The sequence below is a fragment of the Cryobacterium sp. TMT1-19 genome, from assembly GCF_004403055.1.
GTDB classification, from domain to species: domain Bacteria; phylum Actinomycetota; class Actinomycetes; order Actinomycetales; family Microbacteriaceae; genus Cryobacterium; species Cryobacterium sandaracinum.
The window spans coordinates 1-24,983 of the sequence record NZ_SOHB01000052.1 but is presented as its reverse complement, the minus strand read 5'-3'; the positions used below and the strand labels follow the sequence as shown (position 1 = coordinate 24,983).

Genomic DNA, 24,983 nt, shown 5'->3' with positions numbered 1-24,983 from the left:
CGCCTCCCGCCCCCGCCGCGCATCGGCCCGGGAGCGACTGGCGCCCGCCGTTCACCCGGCCGCCGCCACCACGCCGGCACCCCGGCCCCGCACCACCGCGACGGCCCCCGCCAATCGGGTGCGTAAGTTCGCCACGACGGGGGTCACGATGGTCGCCATGGCCTTCGTCGCCCTGATGGCCGTGGCCACCTCCCTGCCGGCCGAGGCGCTGCTGTCCTCTGCCGATGTGCAGGCCGCCGCCTACAACGCGAAGCTGAGCGCCCAGGGCGAACCTGCCCAGTCGCTCTCCATGACCGGCGGAGCGGACACCATCTCGGTCGAGCGTGACGGCTACGAGTCGAAGACCATCGCCGAGGTCGCAGCGGCCAGCGGCATCCGGATGGAAGCGACCTTCACGAACAACCCGAACGGCACCGTGCAATGGCCCTTCTCGGTGGGCGTGCACATCGGTGACGAGTTCGGCTTCCGCGACTGTGCGGGCTGCTCCTCCAACCACGGCGGCCAGGACTTCAACCCGGGCCTCGGCGCGCCGATCCAGTCGATCGCCGACGGCGTCGTGCGCTACGCCCAAGACGGCGAAGGCAGCCTCGGCGTGCACATGATCATCGACCACATGATCGACGGCGAGCTCGTCTCCAGCGTTTACGCGCACATGATCCACGGCTCGATGCTCTTCAAGACCGGCGACGTCATCACGGTCGGCCAGGTCATCGGCCAGGTCGGCGACACCGGAATGTCCACCGGCCCGCACCTGCACTTCGAGATCCGCGTCGGCGGCAAGGACGGCACCAAGGTCAACCCGCTCGTCTGGCTGTACGCCAACACGAACTAGTTCGACCCCGACACAGGCCAGCTGGAACTAGCCGGCCGCCTCGGCCTTGGTCTCGTCCTCGTCCTCAGGCTCGGTCACTGGCGCGGACTTGGGCGGGGACTCGGCGGCCCGGGCGCGGCCGATGGCCGCGAGGAGGCCCTCTGGCAGTGCCAGCTGCGACAGCCCGGCGATCTCGAGCAGGTGGGTCTCTCCGCTGCCGTTGGGCTCCATGGCCAGGACCTGGTCGTGCAGGCCCTCCATTTTCAGGTCGAGGCGATTGGCGGCATCCGCCGCCTGCTTGAGGTCGCCCACCAGATCCACCGGAACCGCCCCGTGGTACTTGTAATAGATCTTGTGCTCGAGACTCGCCCAGAAGTCCATCGCGACCGTTCGGATCTGGATCTCGACCGTGACCTCGTCGACCCGGTCGGACAGGAAGACGGGGATGTCGACGATCAGGTGCAGGCTCTTGTAACCGTTCGGCTTCGGGGCGGCGATGTAGTCCTTGACCTCGAGCACCGTGACGTCGAGTTGGCTGGTGAGCATGTCGAGAATGCGGTACGTGTCCGAGATGAAGCTGCAGGTGATGCGGATGCCGGCGATGTCTTGGATCTGGGCGCGAATGTCGTCGAGGACGAGCGGGCAGCCCTTGCGGACGGCCTTCTTCAGGATCCCGTCGGGCGTCTTTAGCCGAGAGTTGACGTGCTCGATCGGGCTGTAGTCGTGGATGGAGGCGAACTCCTCCTTCAAGATGTTGATCTTCGTCATCATCTCGTCGGTCGCGAACTTGTATGCCAGCATGAACCGGGTCAGTTCTGTCGTGAGCTCGCGAGGTTCGGCGAGATCCCCGCGCGTCGGGGCCGCCTGGTCGGCTTCGGGTTCGGTGTTGGGGTCGGTGCCGGGTCCCGGTTCGGTTCCGTGTTCGGTTCCGCTGTCGATCCCCGTGCCGGTCACTGCTACTCCTTCTATGCGCTCCCCGTTCAGGCGACGCCCTTCGATTGTCCCATGGCGGCGCTGCGGGGTCACTGATCGCGTCGCCGGAGCACGCGGCATCCGTCGCCTTCGAGCGCCGTTCTGCCCCGTGCCCCGAACGAATTCGACGGAGATTTTGCTCTAGAACTGGGTTTTGAGTTCTAAACCGGCCGTTTCGGGCAGAATCTCCGTCGAATTCGTTTGGGCAAACGCCCCGAGGGTGGGGGCTAGGCGCGCAGCCAGACGGTGGTGTCGCCGGGGAGCGTGTTGCCGGGCAGCGGGCCGCTGGCGAGGAGGAGTTCGCCGGCAGGCAGAGGCACGGATTCCGCGCCCGTGTTCGCGACGACCGTCACCGCGCCGTTGCGCAGCGCCACGATCTCGTCAGCGTGGCCGTCCAGCCACTCCACCGAGCCCAGCCCGAGGGCGTGCTCCCGGCGCAGGCCCAGGGCCAGCGTGTACAACTCGAGGGTGGAGCCGGCGACGCCGACCTGCGCGTCGCGGGCGAGGCCCGCCCACTCGTCCGGCTGCGGCAGCCAGCTCTCGGCCGAGGGGCCGAAGCCGTAGGAGGGAGCGGCGGCTTCCCAGGGGAGCGGCACGCGGCATCCGTCACGGCCGTAGCGCTCTCCGTTGGTGCGAAACCAGGTGGGGTCTTCGCGTGCGGAGTCGGGCAGGTGGATGACCTCGGGTAGACCCAGTTCCTCGCCCTGGTAGAGGTAGCTGGAGCCGGGCAGCGCGAGCATGAGCGCTGAGGCGGCCCGGGCCCGGTGCAGGCCGATCACGCTGTCGGGCAGGTCGGGCGTCGTCGGCCCGATACCGTGGCCCTGCAGGTTCTCGTGGTTGAGCGCGAGCCGGGAGGCGTGGCGCACGACGTCGTGGTTGGAGAGCACCCAGGTGCTCGGGGCACCAACTGCGCCGAACGCAGCGAGGGAATCGTCGATGACGCGGCGGAGGGCCGGGCCGGCCCAAGCCGTCTCGAGGTAGGCGAAGTTGAAGGCCTGGTGCATCTCGTCGGGGCGCACCCATTCGGCGACGTGGCTGAGCGGATCGACCCAGGCCTCGGCCGCGAGGATGCGGTCGCCCGGGTACTCGTCGAGGATGAGGCGCCAGTCGCGGTAGATCTCGTGCACACCGTTCTGGGCCCAGTAGGGCGCGGTTTCGGGCCACTCGGTGATGATGCCTGGCCCCTCCGTCGAGGCACCGCCCATGCTGCCGCCCGCGACCGGAGGCGTGTAGTCGGGAAGACCGGTCGCTTTGATCATGCCGTGCGCGACGTCCACCCGAAAACCGTCCGCCCCGCGGTCGAGCCAGAACCGGAGCACATCGCGGAATTGCGCCTTCACCCATTCGTTGTCCCAGTCGAAGTCGGGTTGTGTGGTGTCGAAGAGGTGCAGGTACCACTGGCCGGGAGTGCCGTCCGGGTTCGTGACGCGGGTCCAGGCATTGCCGCCGAAGACGGAATCCCAGTTGTTCGGGGGAAGGTCGCCGTGTTCGCCCTGGCCATCACGGAAGATGTAATGCGCGCGCTCCTCACTGCCCTCGGCTGCGGCGAGGGCAGCTTTGAACCATGGATGCTCACTTGAGGAGTGGTTTGGCACGAGGTCAACGATCACGCGGATGCCCAGCTCGTGTGCCGTGTGCTGCAGGGTGTCGAAGTCATCGAGCGTGCCGAAGAGAGGGTCGACATCGCAATAATCGGCCACGTCGTAACCAGCGTCGTTCTGCGGTGACGTGTAGAACGGCGAGAGCCAGATGGCGTCTATCCCGAGAGCCCGGAGAGCAGGGAGACGATTGGTGATGCCGGTTAGATCGCCCATCCCGTCACCGTTGGCGTCCGCAAAGGACCGAGGATAGATCTGATAGATAACTGCGGTTCGCCACCACTCTGAGCCTGTCATGAAAAGAAACCCTACGGCATTTTCGTGACTATGGAAGCGCTTGCAGGCCTGCGGGCTGTGCGCATCACCTGCTCAAGATTCAGATCCGACTATTTCAGTTGTCAATGGTTCCGATACTTGCTATAAATGTAAACGCTTGCATAAATTTTCAATGTCCTGAGAAAGGCACACCAATGATGGTGAACATGAAAGGTCTCGTCGCTGCCGGCGCAGTAGTGATCGCAGCGTCCCTCGCATTGTCCGGATGCTCCGGCGGGGCCTCCCCGCAGGGTGGCGAGGGCGATAAAGCCGCCGCCAACACCTTGACGGTTTGGGTCGATGCCGACCGCGGCGCGGTCCTCAAAGACGCGGCGGCGGCATTCACGAAGGAATCCGGCGTCAAGGTAAAACTCATCCAGAAGGACTTCCCCAAGATCCAGGAAGAGTTCATCGCCCAGGTTCCGACCGGCAAGGGCCCCGACATCACGATCGGCGCCCACGACTGGATCGGGAACCTCGTCTCGAACGGCGTGCTCAAGCCCGTTGAACTCGGCGATACGACCGCTGACTTCCAGCCGGTCGCCGTCACCGCGATGACCTTCGAGGGCAAGACCTACGGTGTCCCCTACTCGATCGAGAACATCGCCCTCCTCCGCAACACGGCCCTGGCGCCGACCGCGCCGGCGACGTACGCGGACATGGTCGCCGCCGGCACCGCCGCCGGCACTGAGTTCCCGTTCCTCGTGCCCGTTGGACCGGAATCGGACCCGTATCACCTGTACCCGTTCCAGACCTCGTTCGGCGCCCCCGTGTTCGGCACCAACTCCGACGGCAGCTATAACGCCGAAGACCTCTCGATCGGCAACGCCGGTGGAGAGGCCTACGCGGCCTGGCTCGCATCCGAAGGCGCCGCAGGGCACCTCAGCGTAAACATCACCAACGACATCGCCAAAGAGAAGTTCAACGCCGGCGCATCGCCGTTCTTCCTCTCCGGTCCGTGGAATGTCCCGGATGCCCAGAAGGCCGGCATCGACGTCGCGATCGACCCGATCCCGACCGCCAGCAGCAACCCTGCCCAGCCGTTTGTCGGCGTGCAGGGCTTCTTCGTGAGTGCGAAGACCAAGAACGCTCTCGCTGCCAATGAGTTCCTGGTGAACTACATCGGCTCCGAAGAGGTGCAGACCGCGCTCTACGAGGTCGGCGGGCGCCCGCCCGCGCTGACCAGCGCCTTCAAGGCAGCTGCCGCCGACCCGATCACCGCCGGTTTCGGTACGGTCGGAGCAACCGCCGTTCCGATGCCGAACATCCCGCAAATGGGCAAGGTCTGGCAGTTCTGGGGCGTGACCGAGGCCGCGATCATCGCGGGCGAGGGTGACCCGGCAGCGCTGTGGCAGAAGATGACCGGCGAAATCCAGGGCGCCATCGCGAAGTAACACCGTGTGCCCGGCTCCATCAGGGGGCCGGGCACAGCGTGCTCCCTCACCGCACATCAGGCAAGGTTGCCGGCAGGCGCCAGAGAACGGACGAAGATGCCCACCCCACGAACAGGTCGCGATCGCACCGTGCGCGACAACTCGCTGGTCACCCAGTGGAGGCAATCCAAGCGGGCGGGACGAATTGCCGAGGCGGCGTCCGTCGGGATCAAGATTCTCCTGGTGAAAATTCTGCTCCTCGGTATCGTCGACGCAATCAGCGTCTACGCCCTCTTTGTGCTCTTCCTGAAACAGGACTGGGTCGTCTTCGGACTCGTTCTGGCAGTCACCCTGATCGTCAACTGGATCTACTTCAGCAAAAACGCTCTGCCGGCCAAGTACCTCACCCCCGGCCTGATCTTCCTCGTGATCTTCCAGATCTTTGTTGTGGGCTATTCCGGCTACATCGCGTTCACGAACTACGGCACCGGGCACAACAGCACCAGGGCGGACGCGGTCGCATCACTCATCGCCTCCGCGCAGCAACGAGTGCCGGACTCGGTCGCGTACGACATCACCGTGATCGAGCAATTGGGTGCCTACAGCCTCCTCGTCACCGACCCTGACGGCCGGATCAGCGTCGGCAGCGCCGACGCGCCCCTGCGTGAAGTCACCGATGCCGAGACGGATGCCGACGGCGTCGCCACCGCACTTCCCGGCTACACCTCGCTCAAGTTCAGCGACATCGCTGCCAATCAAGAGGTCATCGCGGCCCTCTCGGTGCCGCTCACCGACGACCCGAACGAGGGGGTGCTCCGCACCCCGGACGGCTCAAAGGCCTATCTCTACCTGTCCGATCTGGTCTACGACGAGGCCGCGAGAACGATGACGAACACCACGACGAACGTCGTCTACGCCGAGGACGGCACGGTCGGGGCGTTCGCCGCGGAGGACGGTACCGAACTGCGCCCCGGTTGGAAGGTTGAGGTCGGATTCGATAACTTTGCCCGTGCGTTCGGCACGGAATCCATTCGGGGGCCGCTGATCAACGTGACCCTGTGGACCTTCGCCTTCGCTTTCCTTTCTGTCGCCACCACGTTCGCGCTCGGGCTCTTCCTGGCGCTGGTCTTCAATGACCTGCGGATGCGCGGACGCAACGTCTACCGCGTCGTCTTGATTCTTCCCTACGCGTTCCCGGCATTCCTGTCCGCGCTGGTCTGGGCGGGACTGCTCAACCCGCAGTTCGGCTTCGTCAACCAGGTGCTGTTCGGCGGGGCGGAAATACCCTGGCTCACAAACGAGTGGCTGGCCAAATTCAGCATCATCTTCGTGAACCTGTGGCTCGGCTTTCCCTACATGTTCCTGGTCTGCACGGGTGCTCTTCAGTCGATTCCCGGCGAGTTGCAGGAGGCAGCAACGGTCGACGGGGCGCGGCCCTGGCAGGTGTTCCGGCTGATCAAGCTTCCGCTGCTGCTCGTGTCGGTGGCCCCGCTGCTCATCTCGTCGTTCGCGTTCAACTTCAACAACTTCAACCTCATCTACATGCTCACCAATGGCGGGCCGAGAGACGTTACCGCGGGAGTGAATGTCGGTGCGACCGACATCCTCATCTCGATGGTCTACAAGGTCGCCTTCGTCGGTGCGAACCGCGACTACGGATTGGCGAGTGCGTTCTCCATCATCATTTTCCTGCTGGTCGCGATCGTGTCGATCATCAGCTTTAGGCAGACCAAGGCACTAGAGGAGCTGAACTGACATGCAGGTCAACAATCGGGAGGCAAGCGACCGCATCGTCGCGCGAAAGTCGTCATTCCAGTTCAAGCGCTGGTTCAGAGCAACGGGATGGCGCCACCTGATCGGCGTGTTCATGGCCGTGTTCTCGGCGTTCCCCCTTGTCTACGTGCTCTCGGCAGCGCTGCAACCCGGTGGCACCCTGATCACGGCAAATGGGCTATTCAGCGAGGTGAGCCTCGGCAGCTTTGTGACGCTCTTCAACCTGCCCCAACAGCCATACGCCGCCTGGTACGGCAATACCCTGATCATCGGAGTGATCACCTCGATCGGCACGGTGTTTTTGGGGGCCCTTGCGGCGTATTCCTTCTCCCGTATGCGTTTTTTCGGTCGCCGGGGGGGACTGCTCACGCTCGTATTGTTGCAGATGTTTCCCCAACTGTTGGCTGTCGTCGCGATATTCCTCCTGCTCAACGGCATCTCTGATATCTTCCCGGCGATCGGACTGGACTCGCAGGTCGGCCTGATCATGGTCTACCTCGGCGGGGCTCTTGGGGTGAACACCTACCTGATGTACGGATTTTTCAACACGATTCCCGCTTCGATCGACGAGGCCGCCAAGTTGGACGGTGCTGGTCACGCTCGCATCTTCTTCACGATCATCCTGCGACTGGTCGCACCCATTTTGGCGGTCGTCGGCCTCCTCTCCTTCATCGGCACGACGAACGAGTTCGTCATCGCGAGCATCGTGCTGATCAGCCCGGAGAATCAGACCCTCGCGGTGGGCCTCTACCAGTTCGTGTCTCAGAAATTCTCCACCAACTACTCGGTCTTCGCGGCCGGCGCCGTGCTCGCGGCCCTGCCCGTGATGGCCCTGTTCCTCTGGCTGCAGAAGTACATCGTCGGTGGCCTGACCGCCGGATCGGTGAAGTAGGGCGCGCATGCTCCCGCACCACGACGGGTCGGCCCTGTACGTCTCCGACCAGGCGCCGCGGCCGGGCGACACGGTCGGCGTGCGGGTGCGGGTGCCGGAGGCGTGGGGCGCCGTCGCATCCGTGCACGTGCGTTCGACGCCCGACCGGGAACCGCGCTTCCACGAGGCCCGCCTGCTCGGCGCGGCGGAGGGCTGGCGGTGGTGGGAGGCCGAGGTCGAGATCCTGAACCCGGTCAACGGCTACCGGTTCCTGATCAACCGGGCCGACGGCGGGCACTGGTGGCTGAACGCCGCCGGGGCGCATTCCTTCGAGACCGTCGACGCGGAGGACTTCAAGCTGCTCAGCCATCCGGCACCGCCGGACTGGGCCGCGTCGACCGTGATGTACCAGATCTTCCCGGATCGTTTCGGGCGTTCCACGGCCGCCGCGCTGCGCGAGAAGCCGGCCTGGGCTGTGCCCGCGGCGTGGGGCGACCCGGTGGCGGCGGAGCAACCGACCCGTTCGCACCAGTTCTACGGTGGGGACCTCGACGGCATCGTCGTGCACCTGGACCACCTCGAACGGCTCGGCGTCACCCTGCTCTACCTGACGCCCGTGTTCCCGGCCGGCTCAAGCCACCGCTACGACGCGCGGAGCTTCGACGTGGTCGACCCGGCACTGGGCGGCGACGCTGCCCTCGTGCGGCTGGTCGAGGCTGCCCACGAGCGGGGCTTCAAGGTGATCGGCGACCTCACCTCGAACCACTCCGGCAACCGGCACGAGTGGTTCCGGGCGGCGCACCGCACCCCGGGTGCCGTCGAGAGCGCCTTCTACTACTGGCTCGACGACCGGCACGAGGACTACGCGTCCTGGCTCGACGTGCCCAGCCTGCCGAAGTTCAACTGGTCCTCGATCGAGCTGCGCCGCCGGTTCATCGAGGGGCCGCAGTCGGTGGTGGCGAAGTGGCTGCGGGCCCCGTACCACCTCGACGGCTGGCGCATCGATGTGGCGAACATGACCGGCCGCCTGCAGGGAGAGGACCTGAACGCCCTGGTGCGGCAGACCATCCGTCGCACCATGATCGCGGAGAATCCCGACACCATCCTGCTCGGCGAATCGACCAATGATGCCTCGGACGACTTCCAGGGTGACGGCTGGCACGGCGCGATGACCTATACGACCTTCACCCGACCGGTGTGGAGCTGGCTCTCGAAACCGCACAGCCCCTCGACGTTCTTCGGGCTGCCCTACGGCACCATCCCGCTGACCGACGGGCGGGCGTTCGTGGACGCTCACCTCCGGTTCACGGCCGGCTACCCCTGGCGCACTCGCCTGGCCACCATGAACGCTCTCGACACGCACGACACTCCAAGGTTCCGCACCCATGCGATCGACGGGGGAGTGGCCGTCGCCTTCGGGCTGAGCGCGACCCTGCCGGGCATCCCGGTGGTCTTCGCCGGCGACGAATTCGGCCTGGCCGGCGACGACGGCGAGGGCTCGCGCACGCCCATGCCGTGGGATACGGCGGGCGACTCCGAGGTGGCGGCCACAATCGACCTGTACGCGGCGCTGATCCGCTTGCGCACCGCCCACCCGGCCCTGAACGGCGGCGGGATGCGCTGGGTGCACGTGGGCGCCGATGTGCTCGTCTACGTGCGCGAGTGTGCGGAGGAGTCGGTGCTGTTGGTCGCGGCCCGCGCCGCGTGCGCGGTGACACTGCCGCTCGGGGCCGTGGCAGGAGAGCCGACCCGGCTCCTGGGCGACGCCGCCGTCAGCGTGGCGGGCGGGCGCATCCGTCTGGAAACGGACGGGCCGAGCTTCACCGCGTGGGCGCTGCCGGGGGTTTCGGTGCCCGATTCCGCCCCACGGTCATCGAGCCGGCCGACTTGGTGATAATATTTACCGGTTGCCAAAATTTGGCTTGGTTTTCGTTCACACGGATGCTTCGCCCCCTTAGCTCATTGGTAGAGCACTTCCTTGGTAAGGAAGAGGTAGTGGGTCCGATTCCCACAGGGGGCTCTGGCTTGGAAGCTCTTGCAGCCGACAGGTCGTGGCGGGGTAGCTCAGTTGGTTAGAGCACACGGCTCATAATCGTGGTGTCGCGGGTTCAATTCCCGCTCCCGCTACACATAAAGGCCCTTTGACCAGGAATTCTGTCGGTCACTGGGCCTTTCTTTTTGATCGGATGCCACCCAGCTCTGCTCTAGACTCCGGTCTAGGTCTGAGTTTCGGGCAATGCTTCGTTGCGCGTCCATTCGGTCCCGCGTCTCGCAACATATCGGTGAAGGACGGCCAGGAACTTGCCGAGCGACCACTGGGACACGTGTGAGCGGGATTTCCTTACGGATGGGCCAAATGCGACTCCTGCCAGAGTGGGCCGCGCAGTCCGGTTTCGAGGAGGAGGTCCCGTAGGAGTTTCCCCTAGGACGCTCCCGCAGGGGTGGCGGCACCTCAACACATCGACCCCTGAAATCTACATCGCCAGGGGCCAGTGAGAGGGCGGTCGAGAGCAGGGTGTAGGGGAGCGCCGACGGGTGGCTATTCGTAGATTTCGACCTGACCGGCGAATTCCAGCTCGACCTGGGCGACGCCCTCGTACAGCGTGATTTCACCCATCGTGCACAAAGTCGTTCCGTGCGGGATGGGCTCCACGCCGCCGATGTCCCAGAGCACGATTTGGAATCGCCCGGTATCCGGGTAGTCGCGCCCAAGATTCAGGAAGACATCGTCGTTGGAGTCGCCGCTACCGGCTAGCGGTCCGCACACATGCTGAGTCATGCCGGCATAGTTGCCAGCCTCGTTCCCCGCGAAACCGCCCCCGGGCTGGTTCTCCATGGTGGAGGCGTCGACCAGCGACCCGGCAGTGCCGTCCGAGCAAAGGCCGTCCTCGCTCAGAAGAGCGATGGCCTCTCGTCCGATGTACTGCGTCCAAGAGTCGCAGGTCTCAGGGCACGAAGCTGTCGCCCTTCGCGAACCGGGCGACCGCGCGGTAAGCGGTGGCGCGGTAGGCGACGAGGTCGTGGAAGCTCGGCTCGAGCATGGTGAAGTCGCCGCTTTCTTCGCGGCGGAAGTGCGGCTGTCCGATTCGCACGTAGAAGCGGGTGTCGCCGCTCTCGGTGACGGATTGCTGTGGCTCCGAGGCGATGACACGTGACAGGGAGTGTTGGGTGTGAAGTGCCATGGGACTTGACCTCCTGTGATCGGGCGGATCCTCGTGATTTGCGCTCACTACGAGGTGCGCCGCGCACGCCCGTTGCGCGATTGGACCCTGCAAGGCGTTCCTGCGCCGTATCCGCATAAATCGTTTGACGGAGCAAAGAGAAATCAAGTCACTCCGCTTGGCTGTCCGGGTGATCCGCGGGCTTGTCGTGAGTCGGCGCGCGCATCAGCGGTCCGCTGTCTGCTCGGTTCGCGGGTAGCCCCTGAGCACTGGGGCGTGCGTTCCACCTTCACCGCCTTGCGACGAAAAACTGGAGGGGCTGCGCGGAGCATGATCGCGACGCGGCGGCTCGAGCGCTGCGATGAGCGCATTCTTGGCGCGTGCTTCTGTCATCGCGCGCTGGGACCGGGCTTCCAGAGGCTGCTGAGGAGGTACGCGGATCTGCTTTGCCGCCAATCCGTCATAGGAGAAACCATAGAAACTCTTGACATCATCGGTTCAAAAAAGTGTAACTTTGTTACAGGCTCGGGATGGCCCCGAGACTGCAACCCGAGGGGAGGAGGGCGCCCATGACACCCAAGAAGGACTACAGGCATGCTCCTGATCGTGGCGTCGCGACCGATGCTAGGCGTGAGCTCATCGGACCAACCACTCCGGCTCCGTCGGATGTGGTCGCGAGGCTCCGGGCGATGTTGCCTGGCCTGACCCCGGCGGAGGGCCGGATCGGGCGGGTCCTGCTGTCTGACACCACGGCGGCGTCGGCTCTGACAGTCAACGAACTCGCCGAATGCGCGTCGACGAGCACCGCGAGCGTGGTCCGCACCGCGCGGCGTCTCGGTTTTGACGGATACCCGCAGCTCCGGCTCGCGCTGGCTGCGCAGGGCGGTGCGAACCACGACGGTGGTGTCCCGGTGGGCGCCGACATCGCCGACGGCGACCGGATCGGCGTGGTGTTGACCAAGCTGGCCGCGTTCGAGTCTGAACAGCTCCGCGCTACCGCCGAACTCGTCGATCCCGTCGCCCTGGAGAAAGTGATCAATTTGATCCGGGCCGCTCGCCGGATCGACGTGTATGGCATCGGCGCGTCTGGCCTGGTCGCGGAGGATCTAACTGCGAAATTGAACCGGGTCGGACTGGTCGCCCGGGCATACACCGAACACGACGCGGCAATGGTCAGCGCTTCGCTGCTCGGCCCCGCCGACCTGGCCATCGGCGTTTCCCACTCGGGAGAGAACCCCGGCACCGTCGCCCCACTGCAATCGGCCCGGTCGACCGGCGCCGGCACGGCGGCCATCACTGGCGCCGCCCGCTCCCGATTGGCGGCCCACGGCGAACACGTCTTGGTCACCGCGGGTCGAGAGTTTGGCTTCCGTTCCGCAGCGATGGCCAGCCGCACTGGGCAGCTCCTGCTCGTCGACGCCATCTTTGTCGGCGTCGCACAAACGCTGCCCGGGGCCCGAGCCGCGCTGGAACGCACCTACGCCGCCGTGACCTCTCATCCGGGACGAAACAAACAACCATGAATAGCTTCAACAACACCAGGAACAGGGACAACACCATGGCACTCGCCACATTGGGCACCGAGACCGCGAATGACCGCACCACTGACTTGGACACGATGTCCGTCGCGGACCTGCTCACCGTGATGAACCAAGAGGACCGCACAGTCCCGGTTGCGGTGGCGGCGGCACTACCGGCGATCGAGAACGCAGTAAATGCGATTGTGGGCGCCCGCCGCCGCGGCGGACGGCTGATCTACCTAGGTGCCGGCACCAGCGGCCGACTTGGGGTGCTGGACGCCGTCGAATGCCCACCGACGTTCGGTACCGACCCCGGGGAAGTCCTCGGGCTTATCGCCGGCGGGGAGCGTGCGTTCCTCCAGGCCGTCGAAGGTGCCGAAGATGATCCCGACCTCGCGGTGAACGACCTGCGGGCAGTCGGACTTACCGTCGCTGACGTGGTCGTCGGCATCGCCGCCAGCGGCCGAACCCCCTATGTCATCGGCGGTCTGGACCATGCCCGAAGCGTTGGGGCGGCCACCGTCTCCGTCGCCTGCAATCTCGGCGCGGAGATCAGCAGACACGCCGATGTCGCCATCGAGGTCGACACCGGACCCGAGGTCCTGACCGGCTCTACCCGGCTGAAGGCAGGGTCGGCGCAAAAGCTGGTGTGCAACATGCTCTCCACCGCCAGCATGATCCGCACCGGAAAGGTCTTCCACAACCTGATGGTCGACGTCCAACCCACGAACGCCAAATTGGTCGACCGGGCCCGCCGCATCGTCAGCGACGCCACCGGGGCGGATCCGGATACCGCCGCCGCTGCAATCGATCAGGCCGGCGGACATGCCAAGACCGCCGTGATCATGCTGCTCACCGACACTGATTTCCCCACGGCCACCGCTCGCCTCGAACAGGCTCACGGCGACGTCCGCACCGCCATCACGTCACCCTGAGCGAACCGTCACCCGCTGCCGCGGGTCGCATCGTGTGGCACGGGCGTGCATCGCTGACGACCATAACAACTCTCGATTCGTCTGCAGTTCCCCGCACGTCACACTCCAGGAGATACAGCCATGCCCGAAAACATCCTCAGCCCCCTGCGCGGCACCGTGGTTTCGCTCGGCGATGTTCCCGACCCCGTGCTCGCCCAGGAAATCGTCGGCGGGGGAGTGGCATTCAACCCTCCCCGGAAATCGGCCCCGTGACGGCTCGTGCGCCGGTGAGTGGCAACCTCGTCCGGGTCGAGCCGCACGCCTTCGTCATCCAGTCCACGTCGGGGACCGGGATCCTGGTCCACCTTGGCATCGACACGGTTCACATGAATGGCGAGGGCTTCGAGGTGTTGGCCACCGAAGGGTCCACCGTTCGCGGGAGGTGTGGCGTTTGGACCTGCTTATAGCGCTGTGGCCGCAGTGGGGCAGGGATCCACCAGTGCGATGGATGGAGCGAGGATAGGCCATCTTTCCAATGGCTGAGGATGTGCTCGGCCACCCGGGTGACCAGTTCAGAATTAAGCGCCGCCAATTCCAAACCGGACACCCATCGAGTAATACTCACGCGGGGCCGGTCTGCTAGCGCCCGATGTTCGTGCGGCGGGTGCTGCCGGTGATGGCGGAATTCATGCTGTTCTGCATCTTGTTCTTCGCCTGCTCGGCCTGTTCTTTCATCTTCGGGGCTCCTTCCTCGGCTTTGACGAGGTAGGACTCCCAGCGGGCCTGCATGGGCTTGATCAGGCCGCCGCCAGCGCCCAAGATGATAATAACGCCTGCGATGATGGCGAGCACGGCGATCAGGATCGGGGTAGTCACGGTGGTGGCGACTTCGATTTGGTTCAGGGCGGCCGTCACACCAAGGAACAGGGTGAAGATGCTGGCGATGTTGGCGAGGACCTTGCCTTAGGACAGCCCGCCGAGGGTGCCCTGGATGAGGGTCTTCACGCCCGCGGCAACGGCCCCGGCGATGACGATGATGATGATTGCCACGATGATCTTCGGCAGGAAAGCGATGATCCCGGCGAGCAGATCACTGACCGGGTTGGGCCCGAATACTCCGAATGCGAACTGTAAAACGAACAACACCAGCGTGTACTACAGAATCTTTGCGATGATGTCCGTCGCGTCCATGGACGAGCTGGCCAAGGCCTTTTTCACACCGCCGCGCTCCACAACGCGGTCAAAGTCCACCTTTTCGAGCAGCTTCGCCAGCGCCTTGGAGATCAGCTTCGCCACGATCAAGCCGACGATCAAAATGACCAGGAACAACAGAAGCTTCGGGACAAAGTCCATGAGAGTAGCCAGCCCAACTGCAAGGGCGCTGGTGAATTCGTTTTGCATGTCAACCTCCAGGGTTGGGTCGCGCCGATTGGTCGGCAGGGTCACTTCGTGTGTTGCGCCTGTCCTAAGTTAAGGGGCGCGTTACGATGCGAACCGAGCGCAAGAGTGCCACACCTCAAAGACGCAGCTACCGGCCGTTTCGTCACGCTCGGCGGAAAATGGCCGTACTTCTAGCCGATGCTGGCAACCGTCACAGAGGTGGTGTTGATGGGGGCAAGCGCCAAAATGGCGGGATTCGCGGCGATCGTGTCATGCACGCGTCGGCACACCTCGGTGGATGACGCTGCGTCGGCGACGCCGATTCTCGCGGTCACGCTCAGCCTGGCCATTCCCGTCGTCACGGTAACTAGTTTCGGTGCCTTTTCCCGCTGCGTAAGGGCATCGACAACAGACCCGACAATCGTGACGACGATCGGCGTGGTCGGGTACAAGGCTGTCACCCCCGGGACAGACCTTACGATAGCTTCGAGATTCTCTGCGAGCTCGGCGGCATCCGTCATGGTGTTGCTTCTTCTTCGCCGTGCTCTGGCTTAATGAGGTAGATGTCGCGAATGATCACGTCGATGCCCGCGATGGCGAGCTCGGTGTGGGTGCGTAGCGCGCCGACGAGCGTGTCTCGCAACTTGTCGGCAAGGGCGGGAATGTTCTCACCCTTGTAGACGCTGGCATCGACCGTGACCGTGATCGGAGCTCCCAGCGCAGTGAGGTCCCCGTCGAGCCGGCATCGACCCACGATGAGGTTGTCGACGGTATCGCTTGCCGCGCGAACGAGTCCGCGGACAGCTCCCTCGGTGACGAAAAGTTGCGGGTTCGGCGACGGGTGCGAGATGGGGATGTCACGCCCGGACCGGACGTCGAGCACGATCCTGTCCAGGATGGCGGTGACCCAGTTGTCGTCTCGGGCCGGTTGCTCTTCTGCCTCATCCCGGAGCAGCGTGCTCATTGCGCCGCGCAGGCGCTTAGGGGAGGCCATCGCCATCTGGCACGCAGTCGATGTGTCGATCGACGGGTCGGTGGGCATCTTGCCTCGGTCGAGGTAGTCGCTGAGTTCGTCAATGGTGTGGCCATCAAGGAGGTCAGGTTCATCATTTGACACGTACCAGGCCGGGGGGGGGCGGACGTTTCCGAGTCGTCACCGCCAGGCCTCCATCTCGCGAATCAAAGTTTTGCGGGCGCGAGCAAGCAGCCCGCGAACGGTAGAAAGGGGCAAGTCGAGTTCCTCAGCGATCTCGGAATAACGGTAGTCCCCAAACTCTCTCAGCTCCCAGCATCGTCGTTGATCCTCCGGAAGGGCGGACAAGACTTGGGAGAGTGCCTCGTTACACGAACGCGCCTCCCTTATCTGCGTCGGTGAATGGTCCTCCGATGCAGGCACGCCGACGTCGTCGAGGTTGGAGTTCTGCCGCCGTGCGCGGATTCGATCAATGCTCTTGTGGCTGGCGATGCGCATCAGCCAACTTTTTACCAGCGCAGAATCTTTCAAGGTCGATAGCTTCGCCCATGCCGTGATGAACGTGTCCTGTACGACATCGTCTGCATCGTGGCTGCAGCCCAGGATGCGGGTCGCGTAGGCGCGTACCTACGGGCCGTACCGTCGCACAATCACTTCGAATGCTCGAACGTCTCCGTCAACAGCGCGGTCCACCAAGGTGCGGTCGTCGGCGTGGGCCAGCAGTGCCCTGCTCTTGCTATCTGGAATGGTTGCCCCTCGATTCGCTGGGAACTGTAGCACCGGGTGTGACGAACGCGTCGTGGCATGCGTCTACATAATAACTAGTGCAAATACGCCCCGTTCAGGGGCCACGAACAAGGAGCCTCCCATGGCAGATCTCACCAGACCTACTCTTTCCACCGCACCGAACTCCGCCTCGACGACCCCCGGCCGCGGCAAGACCGTGATCAACGACGCTGTGGTGGCAAAGATCGCCGGCATTGCAGCCCGTGAGGTCAGCGGTGTGCACGCCCTTGGCGGCGGAGCCGCCCGGGCGCTCGGTGCCATCCGCGATGCCCTGAACACCTCGGACGTGAGCCAGGGCATCAACGTGGAGGTCGGAGAAACTCAGGTCGCGGCCGACGTAACCATTGTCGCGGAGTACCCCGTGGCCCTGCAGGATGTGGCCGAGCGGGTGCGGTCTGCCGTGATCCGTGTGATCGAAGACCTGGTTGGAATGGAGGTCACCGAGGTGAACGTGAACATCAACGACGTGTATCTGCCGGCCAACGACAAGGACGAGAAGTCCGAGGCTCGGGTTCAGTGAGCACTTTGGCGAAAACGGGGGCCGTGTTCGGAGCCGTGCTTGCTCTGACGTGGCTGGTCCTTGGCTTTTGGCCATTCGCGTTCGTGGCCGCGGCCATGGCGGTCGGCGCGATCGTCGGGCGGATTATGGACGGAAAGCTGAGCGTTGCGAACCTGGTTGACGCATTCCGGGGCAAGCGTTCGTCGTCATGACAACCCTAAGTTCCGAAACAGCGGCCCGTCATACGCTCTCGCCGACGACGCTCAAAAACGGCTGGACCACCGTCTCGACCCGAGCTTTGAATCGGCTAGTGTGTGCGGTCGCGGCGGACGCTCTGGGCGTTGACCCCTCGGCGGTCGGTGCCGAGCTCACCGATGATCAGGGCAACCTCGCCCTCACGGTCAGCGCCCCCATCCGGGTCGTTGCGCTCACCCGTGTGCACCGGGATCCCTCCATCGTGACTCGCACCGGGGGCACGATTCTGGAGCGGGCCGAGCACGCCAGGCAGCACATTCATTACCAGGTGGGCGAGTTGACCGGTTCTACCCTGTCCCGGGTGACCGTGCGGCTCACCGATGCCGACATTCGACCAGAGGACCGCGTGCAATGACCAAGTATCGTTCCACCTACCAACGGATCAGCCGTCGCGAGCTCTACTCGCCGCGTTCGGTCGCAGCGATCACTCTCGCCATCCTGGCCATCGCCGCCTGCCTCTGGCTCATGATCGAGATCGTGCTGAACCTGCTCGGCCGGCCGGGGCTCCTCACGGCCCCCGCGGGTATGGCGGGCGCGGTCGCGGGCGCCTCCTCTGCACCGCCCGTGCTCGTGGGCGGGCTGGGCCTCACCGGCGCCCTCATCGGGCTGCTTCTCCTTGTCGTGGCCGTCACTCCTGGCCGGCGATCTCGCCATCTGCTCGAGACCGACCGGGCCGCGACCATCGTCGACAACGAGGTGATCGCATCCGCGTTGGCTCGTGAAGCGGCCCGCGTTGCTGGGTTGACCCCAGATAACGCGCGGGTCACCGTGACCCCCCGTAGCGCAACCGTGCACCTCACTCCTACTTCTGGAACTGCGATCGATCAGCAGGCGGTGCTCACGGCCGTGCGCGAACAGATTGAGGCTTTTAGATTGCTGCGTTCCCTTCACGCGAAAGTCATTGTTGTCTCCACGGGGAGGGTGGGGGGATGAACTCCACCAATCGCATCCTCAACCGCGTCTTTGTTTTCCTGGTCGGAATCCTCGTCTTGATCGGTGGCGCGACCCTGGTCCTGGTGGCACTTGTTCCGCTCGTCCGCGACAGCTGGACGAACGCAACTCGTGTCGGCATCGATAAGGCAAACCGGTGGCTGCAGGCCACCCCATTGCCCGAATCCCTGGTCCCGGTCAACGGCAGCTGGTTATGGCTCATCGTCCTCGTCGCTGGAGCGCTGCTCATCGCGGTGCTGGTCACCTTCAGCCTGCGTCAAGGCCACGGCCACACCGGCCGACTCGTCACGCTGAACGGAAGAACCAGCAGTGGCGCGGTTGCCATTGAGTCGAAAGTGGCCGAGCACGCCATCCAGGATGGTCTTACGAACCGACCGGAACTCGTTGCCTCCCACGTCTCCACCTATCGCGTCAAGAACCAGTCAGCGCTGAAGATCGCCATCACCTGCCGCCGAGGAGTCTCACCTCGGGAAGCCAGCCGGATTGTCGACGAGGTGCTCTTTTCTTTTGATAATCTCCTCGGCCTACAGCTCCCTGCCCTCGTGCAGATCAGCGGAGGCTTCCGCGCGCGAACGACCAAGGCCGCCCGTCTCCGCTGATAACTCACCGGCTCAAAGAAATCAGCAGGCGGCGGTCAGCCGTGCCGCCTCAACCGGCAACACCCGCTGCTTTTCGATAGAGAGTCACATCATGACGAACCAAAACGACGACCCGAGGACGAAATACATCACCGGCGGCAACCCAAAACAGGAACAGAGTCAACCCGGCCTGACCGAGGCGACTAAGCCCCGCCCGGATCGTGGCGAAGACACCTATCACGGCGCCGGAAAACTCGTCGGGAGGCGGGCACTCATCACAGGCGGCGACTCCGGCATCGGCCGGGCCGTGGCCATCGCCTACGCCAAAGATGGTGCCGATATTGCGATCTCCTACCTGCCTGACGAACAGACGGATGCCGAATTCACGGAAGAGCAGATCCGGGCCGCCGGCCGCACCGTCCTGCTCATCCCGGGCGACATCCGCGAGGAAACCCGCTGCGTCAATCTCGTAAAGGATACCGTGGCAACCCTCGGCGGCTTGGATATCCTGGTGCTCAACGCCGCCTACCAAAAAAACCGGAACGGTCCAGAAAACCTGTCCACGACAGAATTCGACCGGGTCTTCAAAACCAATCTTTAAGCGACTCTGTGGATCGCGCGCACCGCCATCCCGCACCTCTGGCCGGGAGCATCGATCATCTCCACGTCATCAATCCCGGCATCGAGCCCCGCACAGGCGTTGATCGACTATGCCATGACCAAAGCCGCACTCGTAGCGTTCACACAGGCGCTCGCCCAAGAATTAGGCCCAGCCGGGGTTCGGGTCAACGCAGTCGCGCACGGGCCAATCTGGACGCCGCTCATCCCCGCAGTTCCATGGCCAGACAAGCTGTCCACTTTCGGTCGGGAAACCCCACTGGGCCAGGCAGGACAAACAGCCGAACTCGCCGCCGCCTACGTTTTCCTAGCCTCACCCGAAGCGTTCTACATTTCAGGCGCAGTAGTGCCCATCACGGGCGGCCGCAGCTTCTAAAAGTCGAGCGAAAACTCGGACCCTGTGGCGCACGCGTTACACGCAATTCTACGAAAGAGCCCAGCCGTATTCCTGCTTCTGCCGAGGATCGCGGAAATTGTGCGGATAGCCACGTCAGCGAGATTGATTCAGCGAACACGGGATTACGCAGTTTTTTTGAGGCTCCTGACTCTTCTGTGGGTCGGCTCCGGCCAGCTATTGTCGCTCCGAACACTTCGGCCACCGCCGTCCTCGCGATAGGTACGGTCGCACAGGCGTTACCCGCCACATACGGCGCACCCGTGTGGTTCCGACAGGGTCGTGGCCTGCCTGGCTCCGTTACCGAGGGACTTCAACTTACGGTTTCAAAATAACTACATCAGCTGCAAAGTGGTCCACTCGTTTGAGTGCATCAGAGCCACACCTGATCTCCCCGGTAACCAGTGCGCAGCAGCGCAGCAGAGATTTCAGCCTGGGGATTGTCGAAACATGTCGTCAACAACGCAGATAAGAGGTGAAAGTAATTACCTCTTGACTCCTAAGACTGTGAAAGCTATTTTCATATCACGACATAATTTTGTAGCCCGGGTTCTCCATCCCGCTAGGAGCCCCGTGCAACCCCGCACTTTGCTCGAAAGGACATCAGTCATGGCCGACTCACGAGTCATCGCAGACCAGTTGCTCATTGGTCTGGGCGGCGCCGAGAACATCATCGACGTCGAGAAATGTATGACCCGATTGCGTGTCGGCGTCCGTGACCAGGATCGAGTCGATGTCGCCGCACTGCGTGCGATCGCCGGGGTGCTCGCCGCGCTGCCCGGCGATAACTGCCAGATCGTGCTGGGCCCGGGTCTGGTCGACCGGGTGGCCATCGACGTGGAGTCGGCCCTCAGCGCCGCCCGCGCGGAAGGGTCGGCTGCCTCCTCGGCCGCTCAGCTGGCCGACAAAGGTGCGGCCATCCGGCAACAGAACAAGCAGCGCAACAACACCCCGGTCAAGAACGCTCTGAGGCGCATCTCCAACATCTTCGTCCCACTGATCCCCGCGCTGATCGCCTGCGGACTCATCGCCGGCATCAACGGAATCCTGACCAACCTGGCCACAAGCGGCCAGGTTCCGTGGTTGGCCACCCTGTCTCCGATCTTCAGCGTCATGGCCAGCGGGTTCTTCGCCCTACTCGCCGTGTTCGTTGCGATGAACGCTGCCAAAGAGTTCGGCGGCACACCCATCATCGGCGGCGTCATCGGGGGAATCATCGTGGCTCCTGGAGTTGCAAACATCGTCGTCTGGGGTCAGCAACTGGCCCCCGGCCAGGGAGGGGTTCTTGGCGCCATGGCCGCCGCCATCCTGGGCGCGTACGTCGAGCGGTGGGCCCGCAGATGGGCGCCCGACGTGCTCGCCTTGTTCATCGTGCCCACGTTGACCGTGCTGATCGCCGGCCTCGCCGCCCTGTTCCTCCTGATGCCGGCCGCCGGCTGGGTGTCTATCCAGATCGGTATCGGCGCCACCTGGCTGCTGAGCACTGCGGGTGTCTTCGCTGGCTTCGTCCTCGGCGGGCTGTTCCTGCCGTTGGTGATGACCGGGTTGCACCAAACACTCACCCCAATCCACACCACCCTGATCGAACAGGTCGGTTACACCACCCTGCTGCCGGTCCTGGCCATGGGCGGCGCCGGCCAAATCGGTGCCGCTATCGCCGTGTTCTTCAGGCTCCGCCGCAACACCAGCATCGGACGTACCATCAAGAGTGCACTGCCCGCAGGATTCCTCGGCGTTGGCGAGCCACTCATCTACGGCGTCACCCTGCCGCTGGGCCGTCCCTTCATCACCGCCTGCATCGGCGGCGCATTCGGCGGCGCAGTAATCGGCCTATTCGATCAGCTCGGCTACACCGTCGGCGCGATCGCCATCGGCGCCAGTGACGTCTCGCTGTTCCCACTGCTCCAGGGCAGCCAGGGCTGGGGCGCCGCCGCACTTGGCTACGCTTGCGGCTTGATCGTCGCCTACACCGTGGGATTCTTCGCCACCTGGTTCTTCGGGTTCACCCGCGACCAGCTGGTACGCCTGAACACCGAGGACACTATCGACGCAGGATTGGTGCCCGCCGACGAGACCCCGGCGGGGGCGGAAGACCCCGCCGATCAGATCCCCACCCTGGCCGGTGCCCACTACCGCTCCTAAACTCTCACCTCTAGCCCTCTTCGGACGAGCAGGAGAGAAGATCGATGGCGCCTAGACCAGGCGGTGAAGCCGACAAACTAGGCAACAAGAACCGGCATGTGCGGTATGACGTTCGGGACGTGCTCGCCTGGGTCCAGGAGCACCGGCTTGTTTAGGCCGGAGCTTTCTTCCGGTGAGCTGGGCGCCATAATTGTAGAAATTCTTCCGAGCGGCTGGCGGAAGCGGCGGCACCTGGCGAGTAGCCCGAGTTGGTAGCGCTAGTCCAGGCACCTGGTAGCGGNCCTGGTAGCGGAGTACTGACGAGGTGGTAGCGGCCCGGGCTTTGTGCCCGGGCCGCCTCCGGTTTTACTCCCAGTAGGTCTCGTGGGCGCGTGCTTGGTCGTTGCGGTGCCGGCGCATGTCGATCTGGCCGAGGTTGATGATCCGGGCGTTGTTGGCGAGGAGGCAAACCGCGTTGGCGAGATAATCGATTTCCCAGGCTGGTCCCTTGATGGACCGGTGAGCATGCCAGAACAAGCGTTCGGCATCGAGGATGTTGGCGTCCTGATGAACTCCGCTTATCCGTGGGCCCGACCGGCAGTCGGCGTGGAGCTTCGCGATGGAGTCGGAGAAATCGATGCCGGTGCCCTTCTCGAGGTGTATCTGTACTCCCAAACGGCCTCAGCGACCGCACGCTCCCAAACGGGAACCGTCGCCACCAAGCATGGCTTGGTCGTCCGTACCGCACTGCTCGAAGACGCCAAGGGCGAGATTCTAGTGGCCGGGCAACTCGGACAAGGCACGCCCGGTGGGCTTGATGGCGCCTTCCAACAGCTAGGGAGGACGACAAGCGGCGCCGTCGTGGACTCGGTCGGCAAGATGCTCGAGTATCCCCTCGACCGCGTCGCGATTCAAGGCGCGCCGACGAAGGCTCAGCTGCGCCCGACGATATTCCTGCTTCTCAGCATCCTGCTCGCGGTCGCTGTCGGATCCGTACCCCGATTGATCCGGAAGACGCGCGAACGCCGCCGCCTCCGCGCCTGAGAACAGTCAGCGCCTTGACTCGGAGGCGCGCTGTGGCCGAATTGTGTTTCCAACACCTACGAAATCGAGATAACTCATGCAATACAACCCAGGACGCAATCATCACGCGCGAACATCGACCCCTTTGCACGCAACGTCGGCTCGCGGACGAACCTGGCGTCAATATCTTCATCACGCAGCGCATCTCGGCCTGATGATCGTTTTGATGTACGTAGGAATGTTCACCCTCGACCCGGTGTACGACCTCATCATGCACGCCGCTGGAGCGAGCGATCCGTGGAGCCAGCTACCGATCTTGTCGAACTTCGTCATGGCTTCCAACATGACCATACCGATGGTCACCTACATGATCCTTAAACGTCACCGCCGGCGAGTGATCGGGGAGATGTCGACAGCAATGTTCATTCCTGCCGTCATCCTCCTCGGCCCATACCTTTATGGACTGATCACGACGGAGACTATGATGTCTCTCAGCCACTCCGCCATGATCCCGCTCATGACCGCCGTAACGATATATCGAATCTGCAGGAATGGCGCCTCCCCTGATTCAGGCCGGCCGACATCCGCTGACACGTCTATGTCGGCAGCTGTGTATCGCCGGTTCGGCGGACCGGACATTGTTCACGTCGAGAATGTTGCAAGGCCGTCGCCCCGTCGGAACGAGGTGCTCGTCAGAGTCGAGGCAAGTACGGTGAGCGCCGCCGACCGCCGAGCCCGTAGCCGGGACGTGCCAAAGGGGCTGGGGTTGCTCGCCGTCGTCGGCGTCGGCTTATTCTGGCCGCGACCTCAGGTCCTGGGAATGGATATTGCCGGGGTCATCGAAGCCATCGGCTCCAGATCGATATGGATCAAACGTGATTGAAAATTATGATTCGCCAGTCGTATTCAGCAAGACGCTAACTGGACAGCCCTAGCAATCGGTGTCATCTCAGCTGGCGCACTCGTCGACCGCTACGTCATTCCTCGGCGTGACGCCCGGAACAAGACCGGCTACCAACGAGAAGTTAGCGTCACTCGCGTGAACCGCCTGATGAAGGATCTACGAACACGACGAGTAGACCTCCCCACCTCGGTACTCGTAAACCACGGAGGGGTCAGAATTCAAACGACGCCACGGGGTCAGTATTCACCAGGCATTGACAATTCCTAACTCATGCCACTCATGCCACTCGTGCTGAGGCGATCGCATCGCGCAGTTGCTCCAGCGTTGGGGCACCGGCCAATCCCGTGGGGGTTGTGTAGATGCGGCAGGCCAGCCCCACCGAAGCCGATAGGTCGGGAAAGAGGTCTGTTCCGCCCGCCAGTATGCTCGGAGAACCTCGAAAACCGATTGTCTCTGCGTCTTCCAGATTCTCGACCAACTGCCGGGTCACGATGATGCCGGGGCATGCAGCCGCGATCAACGCCAGCCGCTCAGCAGCGATTTTCCAGTTCGGGCAGCCATCGAAGTACTGCAACGCAATATCCATGCCTTTACCGTAAACGTTGCACCGCAGTGCAAGGTCAAATGCTGGAATGGAAGTATGCAGATTAAAGACCTGGCCATCGCGAGCGGCGTAACCGCACAGACCATTCGGTTTTACGAGCGGCGCAGCCTGTTGGATCCCGCCGAACGTGGGGGGAACGGTTACCGCCGGTACAACGAAGCGGCCCTATCGCGCCTGCGATTCATTCGGTCTGCCCAGACGGCTGGTCTGACATTGGCCGAAATTGGCAGCATCATCACTGTTAGAGAAGCTGGTGAGGTGCCGTGCGAACACGTCTCCAACCTTCTCGCAAAAAAACTTGCGGATGTGCACCGCCGCCAACAAGAACTTGTACTTCTTGAAACAGAACTGCAACACATCATCGACGCGAGCCAGCATGTCAACCCAGGCGACTGCGAAGCGGGCAGTGTCTGCCACGTCATCACCCAAGCTCGCCATTAGCGCGCAACGTTCATTCACGCCATTGAGCGAAGCGAATTCACCGCCATATGGTCAAGTCCAAATGTGTGGTGTAACGCGTCTGCCGCGTGATTCTTGGATTTCTAGGCGCTGAGGGCGCCGAGTTCGGTTGCGGGTTCCTCCTTCTCGG

At 63.7% G+C, this 24,983-nt stretch carries 28 protein-coding genes, 2 tRNA genes and 2 pseudogenes; 21 read left to right on the top strand and 11 right to left on the bottom strand.

The features are described from left to right. A partial coding sequence (locus tag E3T40_RS13355) for a M23 family metallopeptidase (RefSeq protein WP_166786640.1) occupies positions 1-832 on the top strand: 832 nt, incomplete at its 5' end. Between the two features lie 27 nt (positions 833-859). On the opposite strand, the gene E3T40_RS13350 is transcribed toward E3T40_RS13355, so the two are convergent. Together E3T40_RS13350 and E3T40_RS13345 are read right to left on the bottom strand one after the other, a co-directional pair. Continuing rightward, positions 860-1,765, bottom strand: a complete 906-nt coding sequence (locus E3T40_RS13350; protein WP_233199258.1) for a GTP pyrophosphokinase family protein — start codon at positions 1,763-1,765, stop codon at positions 860-862. A 245-nt stretch (positions 1,766-2,010) separates the two neighbouring features. Then, positions 2,011-3,678 carry a glycoside hydrolase family 13 protein gene (locus tag E3T40_RS13345; RefSeq protein WP_104170451.1) on the bottom strand — a complete coding sequence of 556 codons (1,668 nt, stop codon included), beginning with the start codon at positions 3,676-3,678 and terminating at the stop codon, positions 2,011-2,013. Positions 3,679-3,851: 173 nt separating this feature from the next. On the opposite strand from E3T40_RS13345, the gene E3T40_RS13340 reads away from it, so the two are divergent. The 6 genes from E3T40_RS13340 to E3T40_RS13315 all read left to right on the top strand — a co-directional run bounded on the left by E3T40_RS13340 (position 3,852) and on the right by E3T40_RS13315 (position 9,840). Continuing rightward, positions 3,852-5,090 carry a maltose ABC transporter substrate-binding protein gene (locus tag E3T40_RS13340; protein WP_104170450.1) on the top strand — a complete coding sequence of 413 codons (1,239 nt, stop codon included), beginning with the start codon at positions 3,852-3,854 and terminating at the stop codon, positions 5,088-5,090. 96 nt (positions 5,091-5,186) lie between these two features. After that, complete coding sequence (locus E3T40_RS13335) at positions 5,187-6,824, top strand: ABC transporter permease subunit (protein WP_104170449.1); 1,638 nt, start codon at positions 5,187-5,189, stop codon at positions 6,822-6,824. Position 6,825: 1 nt separating this feature from the next. Then, entirely contained in the window at positions 6,826-7,734 is a 909-nt protein-coding gene (locus E3T40_RS13330) for a sugar ABC transporter permease (RefSeq protein ID WP_104170448.1), read from the top strand. Positions 7,735-7,741: 7 nt separating this feature from the next. Beyond that, positions 7,742-9,607 (top strand): glycoside hydrolase family 13 protein, encoded by a 1,866-nt coding sequence (locus E3T40_RS13325; protein ID WP_104170447.1) that lies wholly within the window; start codon positions 7,742-7,744, stop codon positions 9,605-9,607. A 54-nt stretch (positions 9,608-9,661) separates the two neighbouring features. Continuing rightward, positions 9,662-9,733: transfer RNA gene (locus E3T40_RS13320), tRNA-Thr, on the top strand. 33 nt (positions 9,734-9,766) lie between these two features. Then, a tRNA-Met gene (locus E3T40_RS13315) sits at positions 9,767-9,840 on the top strand. 412 nt (positions 9,841-10,252) lie between these two features. Here the strand turns inward: E3T40_RS13315 and E3T40_RS13310 are convergent. Continuing rightward, complete coding sequence (locus tag E3T40_RS13310; protein ID WP_134544110.1) at positions 10,253-10,492, bottom strand: hypothetical protein; 240 nt, start codon at positions 10,490-10,492, stop codon at positions 10,253-10,255. 166 nt (positions 10,493-10,658) lie between these two features. After that, complete coding sequence (locus E3T40_RS13305; RefSeq protein ID WP_134544106.1) at positions 10,659-10,895, bottom strand: hypothetical protein; 237 nt, start codon at positions 10,893-10,895, stop codon at positions 10,659-10,661. 548 nt (positions 10,896-11,443) lie between these two features. On the opposite strand from E3T40_RS13305, the gene E3T40_RS13300 reads away from it, so the two are divergent. The 4 genes from E3T40_RS13300 to E3T40_RS17635 all read left to right on the top strand — a co-directional run bounded on the left by E3T40_RS13300 (position 11,444) and on the right by E3T40_RS17635 (position 13,775). Beyond that, the gene (locus E3T40_RS13300; protein WP_104170444.1) at positions 11,444-12,397 is read left to right on the top strand and encodes a MurR/RpiR family transcriptional regulator; all 954 of its coding nucleotides are present in this window, start codon (positions 11,444-11,446) and stop codon (positions 12,395-12,397) included. 35 nt (positions 12,398-12,432) lie between these two features. After that, a complete protein-coding gene (gene murQ / locus E3T40_RS13295) occupies positions 12,433-13,329 on the top strand; it encodes an N-acetylmuramic acid 6-phosphate etherase (RefSeq protein ID WP_134544103.1) in 897 nt (298 codons plus the stop codon). A 120-nt stretch (positions 13,330-13,449) separates the two neighbouring features. Further along, a complete protein-coding gene (locus tag E3T40_RS16415; RefSeq protein WP_166786639.1) occupies positions 13,450-13,581 on the top strand; it encodes a PTS glucose transporter subunit IIA in 132 nt (43 codons plus the stop codon). Beyond that, positions 13,578-13,775: a PTS glucose transporter subunit IIA gene (locus E3T40_RS17635; RefSeq protein WP_158252034.1), complete on the top strand. Its 198-nt coding sequence runs from the start codon at positions 13,578-13,580 to the stop codon at positions 13,773-13,775. The genes E3T40_RS16415 and E3T40_RS17635 overlap by 4 nt, the downstream gene beginning before the upstream one ends. Before the next feature lie 172 nt (positions 13,776-13,947). On the opposite strand, the gene E3T40_RS16740 is transcribed toward E3T40_RS17635, so the two are convergent. The 6 genes and pseudogenes from E3T40_RS16740 to E3T40_RS13270 all read right to left on the bottom strand — a co-directional run. Continuing rightward, entirely contained in the window at positions 13,948-14,184 is a 237-nt protein-coding gene (locus E3T40_RS16740; protein WP_206750358.1) for a hypothetical protein, read from the bottom strand. An 87-nt stretch (positions 14,185-14,271) separates the two neighbouring features. Next, positions 14,272-14,454, bottom strand: a complete 183-nt coding sequence (locus tag E3T40_RS16735; RefSeq protein ID WP_198411998.1) for a hypothetical protein — start codon at positions 14,452-14,454, stop codon at positions 14,272-14,274. 9 nt (positions 14,455-14,463) lie between these two features. Continuing rightward, on the bottom strand, positions 14,464-14,754 hold the full coding sequence (locus E3T40_RS16730) for a hypothetical protein (RefSeq protein ID WP_198411997.1): 291 nt from the start codon (positions 14,752-14,754) through the stop codon (positions 14,464-14,466). A gap of 125 nt (positions 14,755-14,879) precedes the next feature. Then, entirely contained in the window at positions 14,880-15,209 is a 330-nt protein-coding gene (locus E3T40_RS13280) for a hypothetical protein (protein WP_134544100.1), read from the bottom strand. Next, complete coding sequence (locus E3T40_RS13275; protein WP_134544097.1) at positions 15,206-15,805, bottom strand: hypothetical protein; 600 nt, start codon at positions 15,803-15,805, stop codon at positions 15,206-15,208. Before E3T40_RS13275 ends, E3T40_RS13280 begins: the two co-directional genes overlap by 4 nt. A gap of 36 nt (positions 15,806-15,841) precedes the next feature. Then, a pseudogene (locus tag E3T40_RS13270) lies at positions 15,842-16,276 on the bottom strand (RNA polymerase sigma factor); the annotation flags it as partial. Between the two features lie 253 nt (positions 16,277-16,529). Here E3T40_RS13270 and E3T40_RS13265 point away from each other — a divergent pair. The 9 genes and pseudogenes from E3T40_RS13265 to E3T40_RS13220 all read left to right on the top strand — a co-directional run bounded on the left by E3T40_RS13265 (position 16,530) and on the right by E3T40_RS13220 (position 23,769). Further along, complete coding sequence (locus E3T40_RS13265; RefSeq protein ID WP_134544095.1) at positions 16,530-16,967, top strand: Asp23/Gls24 family envelope stress response protein; 438 nt, start codon at positions 16,530-16,532, stop codon at positions 16,965-16,967. Next, complete coding sequence (locus tag E3T40_RS13260; RefSeq protein ID WP_233199257.1) at positions 16,964-17,158, top strand: DUF2273 domain-containing protein; 195 nt, start codon at positions 16,964-16,966, stop codon at positions 17,156-17,158. The genes E3T40_RS13265 and E3T40_RS13260 overlap by 4 nt, the downstream gene beginning before the upstream one ends. Continuing rightward, positions 17,155-17,556, top strand: coding sequence for a hypothetical protein (locus E3T40_RS13255; protein ID WP_134544092.1), 402 nt, complete (start codon positions 17,155-17,157; stop codon positions 17,554-17,556). Before E3T40_RS13260 ends, E3T40_RS13255 begins: the two co-directional genes overlap by 4 nt. Continuing rightward, on the top strand, positions 17,553-18,134 hold the full coding sequence (locus E3T40_RS13250; protein ID WP_104194581.1) for a DUF6286 domain-containing protein: 582 nt from the start codon (positions 17,553-17,555) through the stop codon (positions 18,132-18,134). The genes E3T40_RS13255 and E3T40_RS13250 overlap by 4 nt, the downstream gene beginning before the upstream one ends. Continuing rightward, complete coding sequence (locus E3T40_RS13245; RefSeq protein ID WP_134544089.1) at positions 18,131-18,751, top strand: hypothetical protein; 621 nt, start codon at positions 18,131-18,133, stop codon at positions 18,749-18,751. Before E3T40_RS13250 ends, E3T40_RS13245 begins: the two co-directional genes overlap by 4 nt. Before the next feature lie 91 nt (positions 18,752-18,842). Beyond that, positions 18,843-19,724: pseudogene (locus tag E3T40_RS13240) on the top strand (SDR family oxidoreductase). Positions 19,725-20,351: 627 nt separating this feature from the next. Then, positions 20,352-21,884 carry a PTS transporter subunit EIIC gene (locus E3T40_RS13235; RefSeq protein WP_134544087.1) on the top strand — a complete coding sequence of 511 codons (1,533 nt, stop codon included), beginning with the start codon at positions 20,352-20,354 and terminating at the stop codon, positions 21,882-21,884. Between the two features lie 375 nt (positions 21,885-22,259). Beyond that, positions 22,260-22,907, top strand: coding sequence for a hypothetical protein (locus E3T40_RS13225; RefSeq protein ID WP_174843671.1), 648 nt, complete (start codon positions 22,260-22,262; stop codon positions 22,905-22,907). Positions 22,908-23,124: 217 nt separating this feature from the next. Further along, positions 23,125-23,769, top strand: a complete 645-nt coding sequence (locus E3T40_RS13220) for a hypothetical protein (protein WP_134544081.1) — start codon at positions 23,125-23,127, stop codon at positions 23,767-23,769. 298 nt (positions 23,770-24,067) lie between these two features. Here the strand turns inward: E3T40_RS13220 and E3T40_RS13215 are convergent, their stop codons facing one another. Continuing rightward, the gene (locus E3T40_RS13215; RefSeq protein WP_104170432.1) at positions 24,068-24,376 is read right to left on the bottom strand and encodes a thioredoxin family protein; all 309 of its coding nucleotides are present in this window, start codon (positions 24,374-24,376) and stop codon (positions 24,068-24,070) included. Positions 24,377-24,430: 54 nt separating this feature from the next. On the opposite strand from E3T40_RS13215, the gene E3T40_RS13210 reads away from it, so the two are divergent. Continuing rightward, entirely contained in the window at positions 24,431-24,835 is a 405-nt protein-coding gene (locus E3T40_RS13210) for a heavy metal-responsive transcriptional regulator (RefSeq protein ID WP_104170431.1), read from the top strand. Positions 24,836-24,983 lie beyond the last annotated feature (148 nt).

Bases quoted from the DNA above. Each gene is read 5' to 3' on its own strand.
- E3T40_RS13345 (WP_104170451.1), bottom strand. From the start codon at position 3,678: ATGACAGGCTCAGAGTGGTGGCGAACCGCAGTTATCTATCAGATCTAT.
- E3T40_RS13340 (WP_104170450.1), top strand. From the start codon at position 3,852: ATGATGGTGAACATGAAAGGTCTCGTCGCTGCCGGCGCAGTAGTGATC.
- E3T40_RS13335 (WP_104170449.1), top strand. From the start codon at position 5,187: ATGCCCACCCCACGAACAGGTCGCGATCGCACCGTGCGCGACAACTCG.
- E3T40_RS13330 (WP_104170448.1), top strand. From the start codon at position 6,826: ATGCAGGTCAACAATCGGGAGGCAAGCGACCGCATCGTCGCGCGAAAG.
- E3T40_RS13325 (WP_104170447.1), top strand. From the start codon at position 7,742: ATGCTCCCGCACCACGACGGGTCGGCCCTGTACGTCTCCGACCAGGCG.
- E3T40_RS13310 (WP_134544110.1), bottom strand. From the start codon at position 10,492: ATGACTCAGCATGTGTGCGGACCGCTAGCCGGTAGCGGCGACTCCAAC.
- E3T40_RS13305 (WP_134544106.1), bottom strand. From the start codon at position 10,895: ATGGCACTTCACACCCAACACTCCCTGTCACGTGTCATCGCCTCGGAG.
- E3T40_RS13300 (WP_104170444.1), top strand. From the start codon at position 11,444: ATGACACCCAAGAAGGACTACAGGCATGCTCCTGATCGTGGCGTCGCG.
- murQ (WP_134544103.1), top strand. From the start codon at position 12,433: ATGGCACTCGCCACATTGGGCACCGAGACCGCGAATGACCGCACCACT.
- E3T40_RS16415 (WP_166786639.1), top strand. From the start codon at position 13,450: ATGCCCGAAAACATCCTCAGCCCCCTGCGCGGCACCGTGGTTTCGCTC.
- E3T40_RS13280 (WP_134544100.1), bottom strand. From the start codon at position 15,209: ATGACGGATGCCGCCGAGCTCGCAGAGAATCTCGAAGCTATCGTAAGG.
- E3T40_RS13265 (WP_134544095.1), top strand. From the start codon at position 16,530: ATGGCAGATCTCACCAGACCTACTCTTTCCACCGCACCGAACTCCGCC.
- E3T40_RS13255 (WP_134544092.1), top strand. From the start codon at position 17,155: ATGACAACCCTAAGTTCCGAAACAGCGGCCCGTCATACGCTCTCGCCG.
- E3T40_RS13250 (WP_104194581.1), top strand. From the start codon at position 17,553: ATGACCAAGTATCGTTCCACCTACCAACGGATCAGCCGTCGCGAGCTC.
- E3T40_RS13245 (WP_134544089.1), top strand. From the start codon at position 18,131: ATGAACTCCACCAATCGCATCCTCAACCGCGTCTTTGTTTTCCTGGTC.
- E3T40_RS13235 (WP_134544087.1), top strand. From the start codon at position 20,352: ATGGCCGACTCACGAGTCATCGCAGACCAGTTGCTCATTGGTCTGGGC.
- E3T40_RS13220 (WP_134544081.1), top strand. From the start codon at position 23,125: ATGTTCACCCTCGACCCGGTGTACGACCTCATCATGCACGCCGCTGGA.
- E3T40_RS13215 (WP_104170432.1), bottom strand. From the start codon at position 24,376: ATGGATATTGCGTTGCAGTACTTCGATGGCTGCCCGAACTGGAAAATC.
- E3T40_RS13210 (WP_104170431.1), top strand. From the start codon at position 24,431: ATGCAGATTAAAGACCTGGCCATCGCGAGCGGCGTAACCGCACAGACC.